General features: G+C 70.0%; 19 protein-coding genes. 7 read left to right on the forward strand and 12 right to left on the reverse strand.

The window, feature by feature from the left end:
- Positions 1–51: 51 nt before the first annotated feature.
- Complete coding sequence (locus C470_RS06320; protein WP_004597995.1) at positions 52–1,062, reverse strand: PstS family phosphate ABC transporter substrate-binding protein; 1,011 nt, start codon at positions 1,060–1,062, stop codon at positions 52–54.
- Positions 1,063–1,277: 215 nt separating this feature from the next.
- On the opposite strand from C470_RS06320, the gene C470_RS06325 reads away from it, so the two are divergent.
- Positions 1,278–1,574 (forward strand): DUF7853 family protein, encoded by a 297-nt coding sequence (locus tag C470_RS06325; protein WP_007344921.1) that lies wholly within the window; start codon positions 1,278–1,280, stop codon positions 1,572–1,574.
- Between the two features lie 33 nt (positions 1,575–1,607).
- Here the strand turns inward: C470_RS06325 and C470_RS06330 are convergent, their stop codons facing one another.
- The 4 genes from C470_RS06330 to C470_RS06345 form a co-directional block, all read right to left on the reverse strand.
- Positions 1,608–3,860, reverse strand: a complete 2,253-nt coding sequence (locus tag C470_RS06330) for a (Fe-S)-binding protein (RefSeq protein ID WP_008366016.1) — start codon at positions 3,858–3,860, stop codon at positions 1,608–1,610.
- A gap of 110 nt (positions 3,861–3,970) precedes the next feature.
- Positions 3,971–4,684 (reverse strand): energy-coupling factor transporter transmembrane component T family protein, encoded by a 714-nt coding sequence (locus tag C470_RS06335; RefSeq protein WP_004597998.1) that lies wholly within the window; start codon positions 4,682–4,684, stop codon positions 3,971–3,973.
- Positions 4,681–5,472: an energy-coupling factor ABC transporter ATP-binding protein gene (locus C470_RS06340; RefSeq protein ID WP_008366018.1), complete on the reverse strand. Its 792-nt coding sequence runs from the start codon at positions 5,470–5,472 to the stop codon at positions 4,681–4,683. Before C470_RS06340 ends, C470_RS06335 begins: the two co-directional genes overlap by 4 nt.
- A gap of 30 nt (positions 5,473–5,502) precedes the next feature.
- Positions 5,503–6,084: a biotin transporter BioY gene (locus C470_RS06345; protein ID WP_007344925.1), complete on the reverse strand. Its 582-nt coding sequence runs from the start codon at positions 6,082–6,084 to the stop codon at positions 5,503–5,505.
- Positions 6,085–6,229: 145 nt separating this feature from the next.
- On the opposite strand from C470_RS06345, the gene C470_RS06350 reads away from it, so the two are divergent.
- Positions 6,230–6,445, forward strand: a complete 216-nt coding sequence (locus C470_RS06350; protein ID WP_004598001.1) for a ribbon-helix-helix domain-containing protein — start codon at positions 6,230–6,232, stop codon at positions 6,443–6,445.
- A complete protein-coding gene (locus C470_RS06355; RefSeq protein WP_004598002.1) occupies positions 6,438–7,157 on the forward strand; it encodes a queuosine precursor transporter in 720 nt (239 codons plus the stop codon). Before C470_RS06350 ends, C470_RS06355 begins: the two co-directional genes overlap by 8 nt.
- 60 nt (positions 7,158–7,217) lie before the next feature.
- On the opposite strand, the gene C470_RS06360 is transcribed toward C470_RS06355, so the two are convergent.
- The gene (locus C470_RS06360; RefSeq protein ID WP_007344927.1) at positions 7,218–8,237 is read right to left on the reverse strand and encodes a WD40/YVTN/BNR-like repeat-containing protein; all 1,020 of its coding nucleotides are present in this window, start codon (positions 8,235–8,237) and stop codon (positions 7,218–7,220) included.
- A 142-nt stretch (positions 8,238–8,379) separates the two neighbouring features.
- On the opposite strand from C470_RS06360, the gene C470_RS06365 reads away from it, so the two are divergent.
- A complete protein-coding gene (locus tag C470_RS06365; protein WP_004598004.1) occupies positions 8,380–9,111 on the forward strand; it encodes a DUF5781 family protein in 732 nt (243 codons plus the stop codon).
- 437 nt (positions 9,112–9,548) lie between these two features.
- Here C470_RS06365 and C470_RS06370 read toward each other — a convergent pair whose 3' ends face one another.
- Positions 9,549–10,973, reverse strand: coding sequence for a hemolysin family protein (locus C470_RS06370; RefSeq protein WP_049902297.1), 1,425 nt, complete (start codon positions 10,971–10,973; stop codon positions 9,549–9,551).
- Positions 10,974–11,137: 164 nt separating this feature from the next.
- On the opposite strand from C470_RS06370, the gene C470_RS06375 reads away from it, so the two are divergent.
- The 3 genes from C470_RS06375 (at position 11,138) to C470_RS06385 (ending at position 12,622) form a co-directional block, all read left to right on the forward strand.
- On the forward strand, positions 11,138–11,398 hold the full coding sequence (locus C470_RS06375) for a glutaredoxin family protein (protein ID WP_004598006.1): 261 nt from the start codon (positions 11,138–11,140) through the stop codon (positions 11,396–11,398).
- Position 11,399: 1 nt separating this feature from the next.
- Positions 11,400–11,909, forward strand: a complete 510-nt coding sequence (locus C470_RS06380; RefSeq protein WP_004598007.1) for a redoxin domain-containing protein — start codon at positions 11,400–11,402, stop codon at positions 11,907–11,909.
- An 83-nt stretch (positions 11,910–11,992) separates the two neighbouring features.
- Entirely contained in the window at positions 11,993–12,622 is a 630-nt protein-coding gene (locus tag C470_RS06385; protein WP_008366022.1) for an L-threonylcarbamoyladenylate synthase, read from the forward strand.
- 33 nt (positions 12,623–12,655) lie between these two features.
- On the opposite strand, the gene C470_RS06390 is transcribed toward C470_RS06385, so the two are convergent.
- The 5 genes from C470_RS06390 to C470_RS06405 form a co-directional block, all read right to left on the reverse strand.
- The gene (locus tag C470_RS06390) at positions 12,656–12,922 is read right to left on the reverse strand and encodes an HAH_0734 family protein (RefSeq protein ID WP_007344932.1); all 267 of its coding nucleotides are present in this window, start codon (positions 12,920–12,922) and stop codon (positions 12,656–12,658) included.
- A 116-nt stretch (positions 12,923–13,038) separates the two neighbouring features.
- Positions 13,039–13,164 (reverse strand): hypothetical protein, encoded by a 126-nt coding sequence (locus C470_RS16465; protein WP_008366024.1) that lies wholly within the window; start codon positions 13,162–13,164, stop codon positions 13,039–13,041.
- Complete coding sequence (locus C470_RS06395; protein ID WP_008366027.1) at positions 13,161–13,823, reverse strand: creatininase family protein; 663 nt, start codon at positions 13,821–13,823, stop codon at positions 13,161–13,163. The genes C470_RS16465 and C470_RS06395 overlap by 4 nt, the downstream gene beginning before the upstream one ends.
- 52 nt (positions 13,824–13,875) lie before the next feature.
- Positions 13,876–15,696 (reverse strand): ribosome biogenesis/translation initiation ATPase RLI, encoded by a 1,821-nt coding sequence (locus C470_RS06400; protein ID WP_008366028.1) that lies wholly within the window; start codon positions 15,694–15,696, stop codon positions 13,876–13,878.
- 1 nt (position 15,697) lies between these two features.
- Positions 15,698–16,006: an EMC6-like membrane protein gene (locus C470_RS06405; protein WP_004598012.1), complete on the reverse strand. Its 309-nt coding sequence runs from the start codon at positions 16,004–16,006 to the stop codon at positions 15,698–15,700.
- Positions 16,007–16,172 lie beyond the last annotated feature (166 nt).

Here is a 16,172-nt window from a genome sequence, read left to right on the forward strand (position 1 = left end):
GTGGGGTATCGAACGCAGTCGTAAATCAATACACCGGTTCATCGCGCCGGCTCAGCCCTGCGCCTGCTCGATCGCGTCTTCGAGCTTCTGCATCTGTTCCTCCTGCGTCTCCTCGGTGGCGGGGACGTAGCCGACGTCGCCGGCGACGAGGTCCTCGTTGGTCGTCTGCTCGACGAAGTACCGGGCGAACTCGGCGATGTGCTCCTCGCCGAGCGACTCGATCGACGGGTAGGTGAACAGGGGCCGCGAGAGCGGAGTGTACTCGCCCGAGGAGGCGGTTTCGAGGCTCGGCTTGACCGGCCCGTCGCCGTCGTCGATCCCGAGCGCCTTCAGCTGGTCGGGGTTCTGGAAGTAGTACGCGAAGCCGAAGTAGCCGATCGCGTACGGGTCGCCGGCGACGCCCTGTGCGATCGTGTTGTCCTGCTCGGTCGCCTGGTAGTCGCTGGTGTGGCCCTCCTCCTCGAGGATCGCCTCGATGAAGTAGTCGTACGTGCCGGAGGTGTCGGCGGCGCCGAAGCGGTTTATCTCCTCGTTCGGGAACTCGTCGCGGACCTCGTCCCACGTCTGGGCGGGGTCCGACTTCCAGATCTGCGCGAGCTCGTCGGTCGTGAGCGAGTCGACGAAGTCGGCGTCGGGGTTGACGACGACGGTGAGCGCGTCGGTGGCCGCGATCAGTTCGATGTACTCGACGCCGTTGTCGGCGCACAGCTCCTCTTCTTCCGGCTGGATCGGACGGCTCGCGTTGTTGAAGTCCGTGTCGCCCGTACAGAAGAAGTTCGAGAACCCGCCGCCGGAGCCGGTCGAGCTGATGTCGGGGTCGACGCCCGGGTACTCCTCCGCGAAGTCCTCCATGACCGCGCTCATCAGCGGGAACACCGTGCTCGAACCGGCGATGTTGATCGGGCCGGAGATCTCATCGTCGCCGTCCCCGCCGTCGGAGCCGTCCCCGCCGTCGGAGCTCTGGGTACAGCCCGCGAGCCCGAGCGCTCCGGCACCTGCGATCGCCGCGAGCGATTTCCGCCGTGTGATTCCCGCTGTGTCCGCGTCGTGGCTGGAAGCCATCACCCGTGGATGGGCGAGTTCCGGTTAAGTAGTATGCTATGAGGGGTACGGGGTGACGCGTACGGCCCTGTACGACTATGTTCTACTATATACGCTATATAGCGACGCGCGTTCGGCGGACCGCCGCCGTCGGGTCGAGCGCGGGGTCTCCGGGCCGTCCGCGGTCCCGAACCGAGACGTGGTTTTAAGTCCCCGTACCGGGAGAACCCGGACGAATGACCCCTCCCACCACCGACGGGCCGCCGGCGCCGACGACCTCCCGGGAGGAGGCGTGGGTGGCTCACGCCGCGCTGCTCGACGCCGCGGAGCGCGCGACCGACGAGGACGTCGCGTACCGCCGTCCGATCGAGTCGATAGAGCGGGGCGCGGCGCTCGACGACGAGGACATCGCGCTGCTCCGGGACGCGCTCGTCGACTACCTCGGCGACGCGCCGGTCCGCGACCGCGCTCCCGGTCGCGCGCTGCTGCGCCGCACCGACGACGCGACGGACGCGCGGTCGCGGCGCGCGTAGCGTCGACGACCGCGGGAAAAGAGCTCCCGACCGCTACGGGCCGGCCTCCACCGCCTCGATCAGCAGCTCCGCCACGTCGACGATCTCCACGTCGTCCTCGAAGTCCCCGGTCTTCCGGCCGTCCTCGAACATCGTCGTACACATCGGGCAGGCGACGACGAACTTCTCGATCGCGGCGCCCGCGTCGGTGTCCTCGACCGCCTCGCGGAGGCGTTCCTCGCTCGGCTTCACCTCCTCCTCGTGTTCGGTCCAGAGGCCGCCGCCGCCCCCGCCACAGCAGAAGGAGTCGTCCCGCGAGCGGGGCATCTCGTAGAGGTCCGCGCCGGTCGCGCGGATCAGCTCGCGGGGCGCCTCGTACTCGTCGTTGTACCGGCCGAGGTGACACGGGTCGTGGTAGGTGACGGTGTAGTCGAGCTCGTCGCCGGAGAGGTCGAGCCGCCCCTCGCTCACCAGCTCCTCGACCACCTGCGTCCAGTGGAACACGTCGATTCCCCCGTCCGGGTTCCACGGCTCCTCGCGCTCGAACGGCATCATCGGGTCGTCCGCGAACTCGGCGAAGTCGACCTCGGGGTACTCGTTTTTGATGGTGTTGTACGAGTGCGGGTCCGTACAGACGATGTTCTCGAACTCGCAGTCAGCGAACGTCTCGACGTGGTGGCCCGCCAGTTCGAGGTAGAGGAACTCCTCGCCGATCCGGCGGACGTCGTTGCCGTCGGTCTTCTCGTCGTCGAAGAGGATGCCGAACGACACGTCGGCCTCGTCGAACAGGCGAGCGAGCGCGCGGGCGACCTTCTTGTTCCGGTCGTCGAAGCTCGGGTAATCGCCGACGTACCAGAGGTACTCGACCGACTCCTCGCGGGCGTCGGGCACGTCGACGTCGTCCAGCTCGTCAGCCCAGTCGCCGCGCGCGGACTGCGACTCGCCGAAGGTGTTCCCCTTCTGCATCACGTCTTGGAACACGTCTTGGAGGTTCGAGTCGACCGCCCCCTCGTCGACGAGCTGACGGTTCATCTTCGTGAACGAGGTGAGGTGTTCGATGTCGACCGGGCAGGCGTCCATGCACGCCATACAGGACATGCACGACTCCATCGACTCGGCGTCGATGACGCCGCCCTCGTCTGCGACGATTGGGACGGTGCCGCCGTCGGAGGCGGCGGCGGAATCGGCCACGCCGCCGTCGGAGGCGGCGGCGGAATCGGCCACGCCGCCGTCCGAGGCGGCGGCGGTTCCACCGTCGGTCGCCATCGGCCCGTTCCCGCTGCCCGACCCGGCGACCGGGTCGTCGCTCACCGATTCCCGGTACGACTTCAGGTCGAGGATGACGTTCCGCGGGTCGAGGTTGCGGCCGACCGTGTCGGCGGGACAGGCGTCGGTACAGCGCCCGCACTTCGTACAGGCGTCGCCGTCCATCAGCTCCTTCCACGTGAAGTCGTCGAGCGACTCCGCGTTGGTGTGATCGAGGTCCGCGGGGACGTTCGGGAGCCGCGCGCCCGCGTTCTCGTCGCGGGCGACGACGTTCGCGAACGAGGAGATCATGTGGAACGGCTTCGCGTACGGGATCCACGCGACGAACGCGAACGCGAGCAGCGAGTGGCTCCACCAGAGGACGCCGTATATCGCCTCGGCGCCCGCGGCCGTGAGCCCGGCCGACTCCAGCCCGGTCGCGAGCGCCATCCCGACGAAGCTCACCGTCTCGGTCGCGCGTTGCGGCTGGCCGACCATGCTCACGCCCTCGACGAGGAAGCCGCCGACCCCGAGCAGGAACAGCGTCCAGACGAACGCGTCGTCCTCCAGCGAGGTGTGTTTCCCCCACAGCCGCCCCTCGCGGGTCCGGTAGCGCCGGTAGCCGGCCATGCCGACGCCGACGACGAACAGCAGGCCGAACGCGTCGACGGCGAACTGGTAGGCCAAGTAGAAGTCGCCGACCCAGAAGGACTCGCCAGTGAGCGGGCGGTAGAGGTCGATGTCGATCCCGAGGATGGTCGTCGCGACGAGGAGGACGAGGAACCCCCACAGCACGAACGTGTGCATCACGCCGGTGTAGAGGTCCCCGTCGAACTGGTTCTCGTTCGCGAGGACGGTCTTCGTGGCGTCGGCGACTCGCCCGGGGAGGTTCGACAGTCTGTCGCGCGGGTCCGCGCTCCCGCGCGCGTACGCCGCGAACCGGGCGTAGACGCCGTACAGGAAGACGAGGACCGCGACGGCGGCGAGCCAGTAGAACGCAGCCTTCCCCACCGGACCGATCGTCCAGAAGGTCTCTCGGGTGGCCGCCTGGAGAGGAATCATGATCGATCACCGGGATACGGTCCGGTTAAAGCTTGCCACAACGCGGAGTTCGTCGCTCGGCGTTCACGCGATTCGGGGATCGGGCCACGCTCCGCCGACGCGCGGCCGCCTCACGCGATCCGCAGGACCGCGGCCGCGAACATGGCCGCCGCGAGCGTCAGTGCCGGAGCGTCGGCGCGACGGAACGCGAGCCGCGGGAGCGTGGGGTTCCACGCGAAACAGCGGGCGACGAGCGCCGTCCCGAGGCGGTCAGCCCGAGAGAACGCCCGCGAGAGCCCGCCGACCGCGACGAGCCGCATCCGCTCGCGGCGGGAGCGTTCGGCGCCGAGGCGCGCTCGGACCGCTTCGCGCGTCGCGACGAGGTCCCGTTTCAACAGGGGGAGGAACCGGAAGACGAGCGCGACGCCGACGCCGAGGAAGACGCCCGGCCGTCCCGGAATCGTCCGCTGGAGGGCCGCGCGCGACTCGCGGACCGGGGTCGACCGCACGTACGCGGCCGCGACGACGAGCAGCAGCAGGACGCGGTAGCTCGCGAGTCCCGTCGTCGCGGCGCGCTCGACCCGAAACCACGGCGCGCCGAGCGTCGCGCCCGCGACGAGGGGGGCGAAGAGGAGGACGGGAAACGCGACGCGGTAGCTCCACAGGTCCCGGGCGCCACCGTCGGCGGCGAGCAGGCAGCCGACGGCGACGAGCGTGAGAAGCGCGAGCCCCCGCGGCGTGGTGTACGCGTACGCGACGGCCGCGAACGCGACCTGAACGAGCAGCTTCGACCGCGGGTCGAGCCGGTGGGCGAGCGAGTCGCCGGGGACGAAGGAAAGCGTCATCCGGCCGGATTTCGGAACTCGCCGCCCTCGGGAACCCGCACGTCCAGCCCGGGAAGGGACTCGACCGCCTCCTCGGGGGGCGCGTCGACCGCGACTCGCCCGTCCGCCAGCCCGACGATCCGGTCGGCGAGCGCGGCGACGTCGCGGAGATCGTGCGTGACGACGACGACGCTCGTCCCCTCGCGGTGAAGCGCCCGAAGCCGGTCGACGACCGACCGACGCGCGGGCTCGTCGAGGCCGGTGAACGGCTCGTCGAGGACGAGGTGATCCGGCTCCATCGCGAGCGCGCCCGCGATCGCCACGCGCTCGCGCTCGCCCCCGGACAGGGAGTCGACGCGCTCGCGCTCCCGGCCCGCCATGTTCACGGCCGCGAGCGCCTCGTCGACCCGCCGGTCGATCTCCGTATGCGAGAGCCCGAGGTTCTCCGGGCCGAACGCGACGTCGGCGCCGACGGTGGCGGCGACCAGCTGGTCGCGCGGGTCCTGGAACACCATCCCGACCGCCGAGCGCGCGGCGACGAGGTCCGCGTCGACCGGGGTCCCGTTCACCGCCACGGTCCCGGCGTCCGGCTCGACGAGGCCGTTGAACGTCCGCACGAGCGTCGTCTTCCCCGAGCCGTTCGCGCCCGCGACGACGAGGAACTCGCCGTCGGGGACCCTGAGGGAGACGTCGTCGACCGCGACGGTGGCGGCGGCACCGTCGGCGTCGTCGGAGTCGCCGTCCGCCCCGTTACCTCCCTCGCTCTCGGACCGACCGTACCGGCACGTGACGCCGTCGAGTTCGATCACGGTTGCGCCTCGCGTGCGCTCACGAGCGGCTCACGTCGCGGCGATCGCGTCGGACCTGACGACGCCGACCGCGGCGGCGATCTTCAGCGCCTCGGCCGGGAGGAACGCGACGGCGCCGACCGTGACCGCCTCGACCGGGCCGAGCGAGAGGACGAGCGCGAGGCCGGCCACGCCGAACCCGTAGATGACGACGGTGCCGAGGACCATCGCGCCGACGAGCGTCGGGAGGCCGACGGCGTCGAGGTCGCGGAGCGTCGCGCCCCGGTGGACGACCGCGCCGACGACCGCCGCGGCGACCGGGTACGACCAGAGGTAGCCGGCCGACTGGCCGACGAGGGCCCCCACGCCGGCCGATCCGCCCTCGAAGACGGGCGCGCCGAGCGCGCCGGCCGCGAGGTAGAGGACCAGCGACGCGCCGCCCCACACCGGACCGAGGAAGATCCCCGCGAGGAAGACGCCGAGCACCTGGAGGGTCACGTCCACGGGCGAGACCGGGTTCGGGAACGTGACGTACGCGAACGCCCCGACGAGCGCCGCGAACAGCGCGGCGCGCGCGAGGTTCGTCGCCGCCTCGTCGCCGACGAGGTCGACGGACTCCGTGTTGGTTGCCATACCCGAACGGACTCGTAAACCCACTTCAACGTAGCGGTTTACGAGCTGGGACGCCCCGGCCGAGTCCGAGTTCGAGCACCGAGAGAACTCCTCGATAATCCTCGGATAATAACGTTCATGCCCGCCCGGCGTCCACGACGCGAGTATGCCAAAGATAAGCGTCGAGATCCCGGCGGAGCTGCTCGCCGACCTCGACGAACACGTCGGCGACGACGGGAAGTTCGTGAACCGCAGCGACGCGGTGCGCGCGTCGATCCGCAAGAACCTCGACCTGCTCGACGAGATCGACGCCCGCCACGACCGGCTTGACGACGACGCCCCGTCGACCGCGGCCGGGTCGGCGGAGGAGACCGATGAGTAGCCGGACCGCCGGCGGTCAGGACGGTCCCTTCCGGGCCGACCCGCTGGATCGGTCGGCGGTCGCGGCGGTGGCGCTGATCACGCTGTTCACGGTCGCGCTCGCGACCGCGCAGCTCACCGCCGTGAAGGTGCTCGCGCTGCCGCTCCCGTTCGCGCTGCCGGTCGTCGGTCCGGAGATCCTGCTGCCCGGCGCCGCGCTCGCGTACGCGCTCACGTTCCTCGCGTCGGACTGCTACGCGGAGCTGTACGGCCGACGGGCGACGCAGGTGGTCGTCAACGTCGCGTTCCTCGCGAACTTCCTCGTGCTGGCGCTCGTGTGGTCGACGCTGGCGGCGCCCGGGGTCGATCCCGAGGTGTCGGCCGCCTTCCAGACCGCGCTCGGGCCGACGGGGAACATCGTCGCCGGCAGCCTGCTGGCGTACGTCGTCAGTCAGAACTGGGACGTGTTCGTCTTTCACGCGATCCGGGACCGGACCGGGGAGCGCATGCTGTGGCTCCGCAACCTCGCGTCGACGGCGACGAGCCAGGCGCTCGACACCGTCATCTTCGTCGGCGTCGCCTTCTACGCCGCGCCGACGCTGTTCGGCGTCGGGATCGCGTTCGAACCGCCGGCGCTGCTCGCGCTCGGGCTGGGCCAGTACCTGCTGAAGCTCGCGATCGCCGTCCTCGACACGCCGGTCGTCTACCTGATCGTCGGCGCCGTCCGGAACTGACCGAACGGGAACCGACCGGACCGGGGGCGTTCGTTCTCGGTCGCGCCGTTTTCTCTCGATTCAGGCGACCGCCAGCGCCCGCGCCGCCCGGTCGGGGAGGTCGGCCGGGACCTGCTCGAAGGAGTCGCCCGCGTCGCGGGTGACGAAGAGCCCGCGGTTCGAGAGCGCCCAGATCTCTCCTGGGGCGCGGCCGGACGCCAACACGGCCCGATAGGTGCCTTCCCCCGTCGGGAATCCGCGCTCGTCGAGCCGATCGAATCCTTCGTCGCGGCGGTAGCGGTACAGGTACGCCTCCCCGCGGCGGTGGGCGGCCGTCGCGCTCTCCGCCGCGCTGACCAGGGCTGTGTCGGGGTCGCCGGGATCGACCGCGAGCCCCCAGACGTAGCCGTGATCGAGACCGGCGTCGCGGACGCGCCACGAGTCGCCGCGGTCGCCGCTCTCGGCGAAGCCGTCGCCGGCGGCGGCGTAGACGCGGTCTGGCGCGTCGGGGTGGGTCGCCATCGCGTGGGTGTCCCGGCGCGACCCCGGCGGGCGGTCGGTCCACCTCTCGCCGCCGTCGGCCGTCACGGCGAGCGCGCCCGCCTCGATGCCGACGAGCCACCGCTCCGGGTCGGCCGGGCAGGGCTCGATCCACCGGACGTGGTGGGTGTCGGGCCGCGGCGGGAACGACCACTCCGCGGCGGAGGGGAGGTCGGTCAGCCCGCCGACGCGCTCGGCCGTCTCGCCCCCGTCGACGGAGCGGTACGCCCGCGAGGGCTCCGTGCCGATCCAGACGACGTCGGGGTCGTGCGGGCTCGTCGCGACCGCGGTCACCGCGTCCGGGCCGGACCCGTCGGGGCCGAGCGTCGAGGCCGTCACGCAAGCGAACCGGCTCCCGCCGTCGACGGAGCGGAACAGGCCCGCGCCGAACGTCCCCGCGAGGACGCGCGGCGGGTCGGTCGCGCCGTCCGCGTCTTCGCGGACTTCGCCGTGCGCGACCGAGAGGCACTCGACGCGCTGGCCGGAGAGGCGCGTCTCGACCGCGCCGGTCGCGGGGTCGACGACTCGGAGTCCGTCGTCGTAGGCCGCGTAGATGCGCATGCGTCGAGGTTCGGTCAGGAGGCTCAAAAGGGTACGCCGGGCGTGCGGGGGCGAGGCGTCGGCGCGTCGGGCCCCGGCGCGCGCGATTCGGGGTTCCACGAGCGCAAGAGACTTACCGCCCGCTCCCGTGTGAACTGTACGCATGGATCTTCGCGTTCAGGGGGACGTTCCCCCCGACCCGTTTCTCGGCGCCGCGGACCTCTTCGAGACCGAGCGCTCCGTGGAGGCGCCGGTCCGCGTCGTGGTCCGCGAGGACCCGGACGAGCGGACCTGGGCCGGCCACTACGACGACCACCACGTCCTGAACGTCTCGCGGCGGGCCGCCACGAGCGCGATGGCGCGCGAGCTGGCGATCCACGAGCTCGCGCACATGGCGCGGTACGAGGAGGGCCACCCCTCGCACCTCCAGTCGACCGAAGAGGCGCTGTACCTCGGCCTCTCCGGCGAGAAGGTCGAGCGCCGGAAGCTCGCGCACTGTTACCAGATCGCGAACCACATGAAGGACATCTACGCCGACGACATCACGCTCTCGGTGGCGCCCGCGGACAAGCTCCTCGGCTTCCTCGAATCGACGCTGGCGACTGCGGTCGCGGACCGACCCGACGTGTCGCGCACCGGCTCGCCGCCGGTGACGGCCGGCGCCGACCCCGAGATCACGGCCGTCAACGCCGCGTTCGCGCTCGCTCTCGTCGAGCGGCACGACATCGCCGGCCCCGACCACCGCATCTACGACCTCGCGCGCGCCGCCGGCAGCGACACGGACGCCGTCGACGTCGACGCGTTCAAAGAGCGGTTCCTCGACCTCGGCCACGACCCCTCGGAGAGCGACTACCGGAAGGCGCTCGTCGCCGCCGCCCGCGCCTACGCCGTTTAAAAGAACAACGCCGGACACGGACGGTCGAGTCGCGGACTACGCTTTTTCAGGACGAAAACGACCGCGACGATTACTTATAAAAGAAACAGCGGTGGCGCGTGCCTGCGAGCGGCCGCCACCGGCGGCCGCGAAGCCAGCACGCGCGAGGGAGTCAGTCGCCGGAGCGAAGCGGAGGCGACTGACGAGGCTGGGGAGGTGTGAGGTGCCGTGCGGTCGCGGTCGGGCGGGACTCAAAGGGGCAGCCGCGAGGCGTTCGTCGTCGATCCGTTATCAGCCATTTATAAGCGAACTGCTGGAATTTCGTCGGTGTCCTTCAGCTCCCGGCTGTCAACTACTTATAAATAAACGGCTGGAACTTCGCCCGCGTTTGACACTGAAACGCCAGCAGCCGTTTATAAACAACCGCTCCGCTCTCCGAACCCCTCGTACTCCCCGTCCTATTCCGCGTCGCTCTGCGCGGGTTCGCCGTCGCCGTCCGCCTCGACCGCCTCGCCCTCGTCGGTCGAGTCGGCCGCCTCGACCGGGGCGCTCGACCCCTTTGCCCGCGCGTCGCCGTCGAGGACGGTGACGCGCGCGGACATGATCCGGGTGTTGTCGACGCGCTCGATGCGGATCCGGATCTCGTCGAACTCGATCTCCTCGCCCTCCTCGACGAGGCGCCCGGCGCGGTTGAAGACGAAGCCGGCGAGCGTCTCGAACTCCTCGCCCTCGGGGAGGTCGATCCCGAGGATCTCGTTGACCTCGTCGATGTTCACCTCGCCCTGAACGACCGCGACGTTGTCGTCGACGAACTCCACCGGCGCCTCCTCGTCGCCCTCCAGAATTTCGCCGACGATCTCCTCGACCATGTCTTCGAGGGTGATGATCCCCTCCGTGGTCCCGAACTCGTCGATGACCGTGACCATCTGGAGGCGGTTGTCCTGCATCTCGGCGAGCAGCTCGTCGGCGTTCTTCGACTCGGGGACGTGGAGCGTGGGCTTGACGACGCGCTCTAAGGAGGGCGTCCCCTCGGAGTAGCGCAGCTCGCGGACCAGGTCGCGCACGGTGACCACGCCGATGATGTTGTCGAGGTTCCCCTCGTAGACGGGGACGCGCTCGTGGTCGGCCTGGATACACGTCTCGATCGCCTCCTCGACTGAGTCTTCCTTCGCCACCGCGGTGACGTCGAGCCGCGGCGTCATCACCTCCTTGGCGATGGTGTTGTTGAAGCGGAAGATGCGGTCGAGCATCTCCCGCTCCTCCTCCTCGATGACGCCCTCGCGCTCGCCGGTCTCGATGATGTCCTGGATCTCGTCGCGGGTGACGTACGTCGACTCGATGGCCGCCGAGCCGCCGATGATGCTGTTGACCCCCTTGACGATGTAGTCGAAGAGGACGACGAGCGGGTACAGCGCGTACTCGGAGGCCTTCAGCGGCCGGGCAATCCGGAGCGCCCACGACTCGGTGTTCTCGACGGCGTACGACTTGGGCGCGCTCTCGCCGAAGATCAGCACGAGCGTCGTGATCCCGAACGTCGTCGCCAGCACCGACTGGCCGCGGGAGAGGTAGATCCCGAACAGCGCGGTGGCGATGGAGGTCATCGCCACGTTGACAATGTTGTTGCCGACGAGGATCGTCACCAGCAGCCGGTGGGGGTTCTGTTTCATCTCGCGGATCGTCTCCGCCCCGGTCACCCCCTCGTCGACGAGGCTGTCGATGCGGTGTTGCGGGAGCGAGAACATCGCGATCTCGGACGAGGAGAAGAACGCTGAGAGCCCGACCAACACGAGGATCGCGACGGCCCCGAGGACGGTCACGACGCTATCGCCCGGCATCGGTATCTGGAGGAGGTCGACCACCGGCGCGCTAGACGACAAGCCCATATTCGTTTGTCATCCGTCGCCCCGCGATTAAAGCGTTCCCTTCGGCTACCCCCGACGCGGTCCGACCGCCGCCGAGGCCTCCGCCTCGTCGGTCGCGGAGATCAACCGCCCCCGAGGGTGCCGCTGCCGACACGATTACCCGTCTCGCGGGCGAATCACGCGGCATGAGCGATCCACAGATCACCCTGTACCGGCTCCAGGCGTGTCCGTTCTGCGAGCGCGTGGTCCGGACGCTGAACGAGCTCGGGCTCGAGTACCGCTCCCGGTACGTCGAGCCGATGCACTCCGAGCGCAACGTCGTCAAGCGCGTCTCCGGCGCCCGGAGCGTCCCGGCGATCGTCGACCGCGAGACCGGCGTCACCATGTCCGAGAGCGCGAACATCGTCGAGTACCTGAAGGGGACCTACGGCGAGGGAGGTGCCTGAGATGGTCGACTTCGACGTCGTCTCCCTGCCCGAGACGGACCACGTCGCCGAGGGCGACACGGCGCCCGACTTCACCCGCCCGCTCGTGAACGGCGAGTACTGGGAGGACCGCGCGCTCGACGACGTCGTCGACGGCCCGACGCTGCTCCTGTTCCACCCGATGGACGGGACGTTCCAGGGCACCTACCTCTACAACACGGTCGACGACCACGGGTGGAGCGACGACCTCGACGTCCTCGGCGTCTCCATCTCGACGCCGTACGCCCACAAGCGCCTGCTCGCCGAGCGCGGCGACGGCGTCCGGATCTTCTCCGACCCGGGCGCGGCCGTGGTCGAGGAGTACGGCCTCGCGCACGAGATCGACGGGATGACGGGGATCACGGAGAGCCGCCCCGCCGTCTTCCTCCTCGATTCCGACCGCACCGTCGAGTACGCGTGGGTCGCGAGCGAACACCCCGAGTTCCCCGACGCCGAGGCGATCGGCGACGCGGTCGCCGACCTCGTCGACTGATCGGGAAAGCGATTCCCTCTCGAGCGATTCCGGGATCGCACACACTCGTCACCCTTTTTCAACTCGCCGCCGAACTACCGCGCGTGACCGCCGACACGAGCGACGACCGACCGGACCGATCCGACGAGCTGCGCGCGGCGGCCGCCGCCGTCGACCGCGGCGAGCTCGTCGTCTACCCGACCGAGACGGTGTACGGGCTGGGCGCCGACGCGCTCGACGCCGACGCCGTCGAACGCGTCTTCGACCTGAAAGGCCGCGACCGGTCGAACCCGCTCTCGCTCGGCGTCGCGAGCGTCGACGACGCGCTCCGCTACGCCCGGCCGACCGAGCGTGCGGTCGCCTTCGCGCGGGCGTTCCTCCCGGGACCGGTGACCGTCGTCGTCGAGCGCGGCGACCCGGTGCCCGACGCGCTCACCGCCGGGCGCGACCGCGTCGGGATCCGCGTGCCGGACCACGACCTCGCGCGGGCGCTGCTCGACGAGACCGGCCCGCTCACCGCGACGAGCGCCAACGTCTCGGGGACGGGCAGCGTCACGGACCCGGCCGACCTCGACGACCGGATCCGCGGGGGCGTCGCCGCCGTGATCGACGACGGGGAGGCGCCCGGCACCGAGAGCACCGTCGTCGACCCCGAGGCGGGGACGATCCACCGGCGCGGCGCGATGGCCGGCGCCATCGAGGCGTGGCTGGCGGACCCGCCGGTGGAGGAGTGAGGAGAGCCGGCGAAAAGCGTTCGTTTGAGGATTTTAAACGGAGAGTTCGCCCTTCGCTTTGATCACGTTCAGGTCCTCGGCGTCGACCGTCTCGACGTCGAGCCAGTGGGGGACGTACTCGCGTTTGTCGTACGCCTCGCGCTCGTCCTCGGTGCCGACGGTACACCAGAGCTGCGGCTCGTCCGGGCCGTGCCAGCCGCCCTGAACGTTGATACCGAAACAGACCAGCTCCTCGCCGTCGTGCTCGATCACCGCGTCCTTCCGGATGTCGGGGTCGCCGCGGATGATGAGGTGGTGCATGTGCCGGCGTTCGCGTGTTCCGGGCTTAATCGCTTCGATACCGCGGATCGGATCGCGGAGAGGGCCGCGCGCGAGCGGGCGCGTCGGCACACCGCCGGCGCGCGGAGCCGCGGCGCTCACCAGCCCGCGTCGAGGTCCTCGACGAGCGCGCCGAGGATCTCGCGGGTCGTCGCGGCGACGATCGGTTCGAGCGCGTCCGGGTCGCTGTTCGTCGGGTCGCCGAGCCCGCCCAGTTCGGTCACCTCGTCGAAGTACTCGTAGCTCCNAGATGTGTATAAGAGACAGCGTCGAAGTACTCGTAGCTCCGCGTTCGGGGCATCTCGTCGGCTTCCTGCGGCTCCTTCTTCTCGGACCGGACGAGGTCCGGGCGGTACAGCTCGACGAAGCTCGTCTCGTGGTCGCCGGCGTGACCCCATCCCTCGCCGTACGCCTCCTCCAGATCCTCGCGCGCGAAGTCCGTCCAGTGGACGAAGTGGACCGTGAGGTCGGTGTCGCGGCCGAGCCGGTCGGCCGCGACCGACAGCGGCTCGCGGTTCCCGCCGTGGCAGTTTACTATTAGCAGCCGGTCGACGCCGTGTTCGGCCACCGACTCGCCGATCTGCCGGACCACGTCGACGTACGTCTCCGTCGAGAGGGTGACGGTCCCCGGGAACCGCATGTGGTGTTCCGACTGCCCGTACGGCAGCGTCGGGAGCCGCAGCAGGTCGAGGTCGAACTCGTCGGCGGCGTCCACGAGCTCGGCGGTGAGGTGGTCCGCGCGGAGCGTGTCGGTCGACACCGGGAGGTGCGGGCCGTGCTGCTCGATGCTGCCGGTCGGGAGGACCGCGAAGTCGGCGTCGTCGATCGCGTCCCCCGCCTCTTCCCACGTCATGCCGAACAGGTCGGCGTCCGTCTCTGGCATACCGGCGGGTCCGGCGTCGGGCGTGGAAAAGCTCGGGGTAGCGGCGACCGCCTCAGCCGGAGTAGTAGTACTCGCCGTCGCGCTTCTGCTGGCTGTCGAGCTGCGACCCCGGCTTGTTGATCCGGGGGCGGCCGGTGCGCTCGTCGCGGCGGAAGGTGATCTCGAGGTCGGCGAGGAACTCGTTCATCCCGTCGCGCATGTCCTGCGGCGGCGCGGCGCGCCCGCGCTCGGCCGGCTCGCCGTCGAACACCATCAGCCGGTCCGCGAGCAGGTCGATCATGTAGATGTCGTGGTCGATCACCATCACGGTCGCGTCGTGGTTCTCGGCGTACCGGCGGATCGCGGTCGTCGCCCGCACGCGCTGCTCGACGTCGAGGTGCGCGGAGGGCTCGTCGAGCAGGTAGAGGTCGGCGTCGTCGGAGAGGCAGGCAGCGATGGCGACGCGCTGGCGCTCCCCGCCCGAGAGGTCCGAGAGGTTCTGCTCCATCACGCGCTCCAGCTGGAGCGGCTGCGCGATCTCGGTGTTCCAGTAGGAGGAGCCGAACTCGTCCGTGATCGAGGAGAGGAACGCGTCGACCCGCATGTGCCGGTCGATGTCGATGTACTGCGGCTTGTAGGAGATGTCGAGCGCGAAGTCGAGCTCCCCTTCGTCGGGCTCCAGATCGCCCGTGAACAGCTGCGCGAGCGTGGACTTCCCGATCCCGTTCGGGCCGACGACGCCCAGCACCTCGGAGCGGTTGATCTCGCCGCCCTCGACGCGGAGCTCGAACTCGCCGTCGCCGTAGGACTTCCGCAGGTCGGGGTACTCGATCAGCGTCTCGCTCCGGGAGGCGACCCGCGGCGCGTGCTCCTCGAAGGTGATCGCCGACGGGCGGATCCGCATGTTCTCGTTGTCGAGGTACCCCTTCAGGTACTCGTTGATCCCCTTGCGGACCGACTTCGGGTCGGTGATGACACCATACGCGCCGGGCTCACCGTACGCGACGTGGAGGGTGTCCGCGAGCAGGTCGAGGATGGCGAGGTCGTGTTCGACGACGAGCATCGAGCGGTCGGCGGCGTCGTCGTCCGCCAGCTCGCGGATGAGCCGGGCGACGATCATCCGCTGGCCGATGTCGAGGTACGGCGTGATCTCGTCGAGGAAGTAGAAGTCGGCGTCGCGGGCGAGACAGGCCGCGATGGCGACGCGCTGGAGCTCGCCGCCGGAGATGGAGTCGATGTCCTGGTCCATCACCGGGCGGATGTTGAGCCGGTCGACGAGGTCGTCGAGCGCGCCGCGCTCGTCGGTGCGCTCCAACAGCTCGCGGGTGTTGCCGTCGAACTGGTTCGGGATCTGGTCGACGTACTGCGGCTTGCGCGCGACGGTCACGTCGCCGTCGCGCAGCGACTCGAGGTAGTTCTGGAGCCCGGTGCCGCGGAAGCGGTCGAGGACGCGCTCCCAGTCGCCGTCGGCCGCGTGGTCGCCGAGGTTCGGGACCATCTCGCCGGCGAGCGCGTGGACCGCGGTCGACTTCCCGATCCCGTTCGGGCCGAGGATACCGGTGACGCTGCCGGGCTCGGGGGTCGGGAGGCCGTACAGCGAGAAGGCGTTGTCGCCGTAGCGGTGGACCGGGTCGTCGTCGAGCTCGGAGGGGAGGTTGATGATCTCGATCGCGTCGAACGGGCAGGAGTTGACGCAGATGCCACAGGTCTCGCCCAAGCAGATCTCCTCGGAGATGTGGATCTGCTCCGGGTCGCCCTCCTCGGTGTCCTCGCCCCGCTCCGTGATGCACTCCTTGCCCGTCCGGTTGGGCGGGCAGTCCTTCATGCACTCGTAGTTACAGCGGTCGGGCTGGCACCGATCGAGGTCCACGACCGCGATGCTGTCGTCGGCCATCTCAGACCCCCAGGTCGACGGCGGACGTCAGCAGGACGGTGTAGCTGATGAACCAGAGGGTGAACGTGAGAAACGCCACGTAGAGGTTGTCTTTGATCCCGAGGTCGCCGACGCCGACGGCCTTGTATATCGGGTACTGGGCGATGACGAACGCGCCGAGCACGAACACCGCAGTGGTGCTCGCGGCGGACGCCGGATCGGTGCCGACGTAGACGGCCGAGACGACGCCGGCCGCGATCCCGGCGAGACAGCAGATGGTCGTGACGACCACGCCACGCGCGTGGTCGGACAGGCCCGAATCGTCGCTCATGCCTTCGGATCCGCGAGCGCCCGTGAAAAGCCGTTCGTTCCGGCCGCCGCCCGCGACCGCGACGGGGCGCCGCCGGTGCCGCCGGTGCCGCTCCGCTCGTCGGGCCGGCTCGCGACGGCGCGGCCGAGGCGCGCGCGAGCTAAATCGCTGACTGACTGGTCAGTCC

Origin of the sequence: Halorubrum distributum JCM 13561, assembly GCF_000337395.1 — an archaeon.
Taxonomy (GTDB): Archaea; Halobacteriota; Halobacteria; order Halobacteriales; family Haloferacaceae; genus Halorubrum; species Halorubrum distributum.

Bases quoted from the DNA above. Each gene is read 5' to 3' on its own strand.
- C470_RS06320 (WP_004597995.1), bottom strand. From the start codon at position 1,062: ATGGCTTCCAGCCACGACGCGGACACAGCGGGAATCACACGGCGGAAA.
- C470_RS06325 (WP_007344921.1), top strand. From the start codon at position 1,278: ATGACCCCTCCCACCACCGACGGGCCGCCGGCGCCGACGACCTCCCGG.
- C470_RS06330 (WP_008366016.1), bottom strand. From the start codon at position 3,860: ATGATTCCTCTCCAGGCGGCCACCCGAGAGACCTTCTGGACGATCGGT.
- C470_RS06335 (WP_004597998.1), bottom strand. From the start codon at position 4,684: ATGACGCTTTCCTTCGTCCCCGGCGACTCGCTCGCCCACCGGCTCGAC.
- C470_RS06345 (WP_007344925.1), bottom strand. From the start codon at position 6,084: ATGGCAACCAACACGGAGTCCGTCGACCTCGTCGGCGACGAGGCGGCG.
- C470_RS06350 (WP_004598001.1), top strand. From the start codon at position 6,230: ATGCCAAAGATAAGCGTCGAGATCCCGGCGGAGCTGCTCGCCGACCTC.
- C470_RS06355 (WP_004598002.1), top strand. From the start codon at position 6,438: ATGAGTAGCCGGACCGCCGGCGGTCAGGACGGTCCCTTCCGGGCCGAC.
- C470_RS06360 (WP_007344927.1), bottom strand. From the start codon at position 8,237: ATGCGCATCTACGCGGCCTACGACGACGGACTCCGAGTCGTCGACCCC.
- C470_RS06365 (WP_004598004.1), top strand. From the start codon at position 8,380: ATGGATCTTCGCGTTCAGGGGGACGTTCCCCCCGACCCGTTTCTCGGC.
- C470_RS06370 (WP_049902297.1), bottom strand. From the start codon at position 10,973: ATGGGCTTGTCGTCTAGCGCGCCGGTGGTCGACCTCCTCCAGATACCG.
- C470_RS06375 (WP_004598006.1), top strand. From the start codon at position 11,138: ATGAGCGATCCACAGATCACCCTGTACCGGCTCCAGGCGTGTCCGTTC.
- C470_RS06380 (WP_004598007.1), top strand. From the start codon at position 11,400: ATGGTCGACTTCGACGTCGTCTCCCTGCCCGAGACGGACCACGTCGCC.
- C470_RS06390 (WP_007344932.1), bottom strand. From the start codon at position 12,922: ATGCACCACCTCATCATCCGCGGCGACCCCGACATCCGGAAGGACGCG.
- C470_RS06400 (WP_008366028.1), bottom strand. From the start codon at position 15,696: ATGGCCGACGACAGCATCGCGGTCGTGGACCTCGATCGGTGCCAGCCC.
- C470_RS06405 (WP_004598012.1), bottom strand. From the start codon at position 16,006: ATGAGCGACGATTCGGGCCTGTCCGACCACGCGCGTGGCGTGGTCGTC.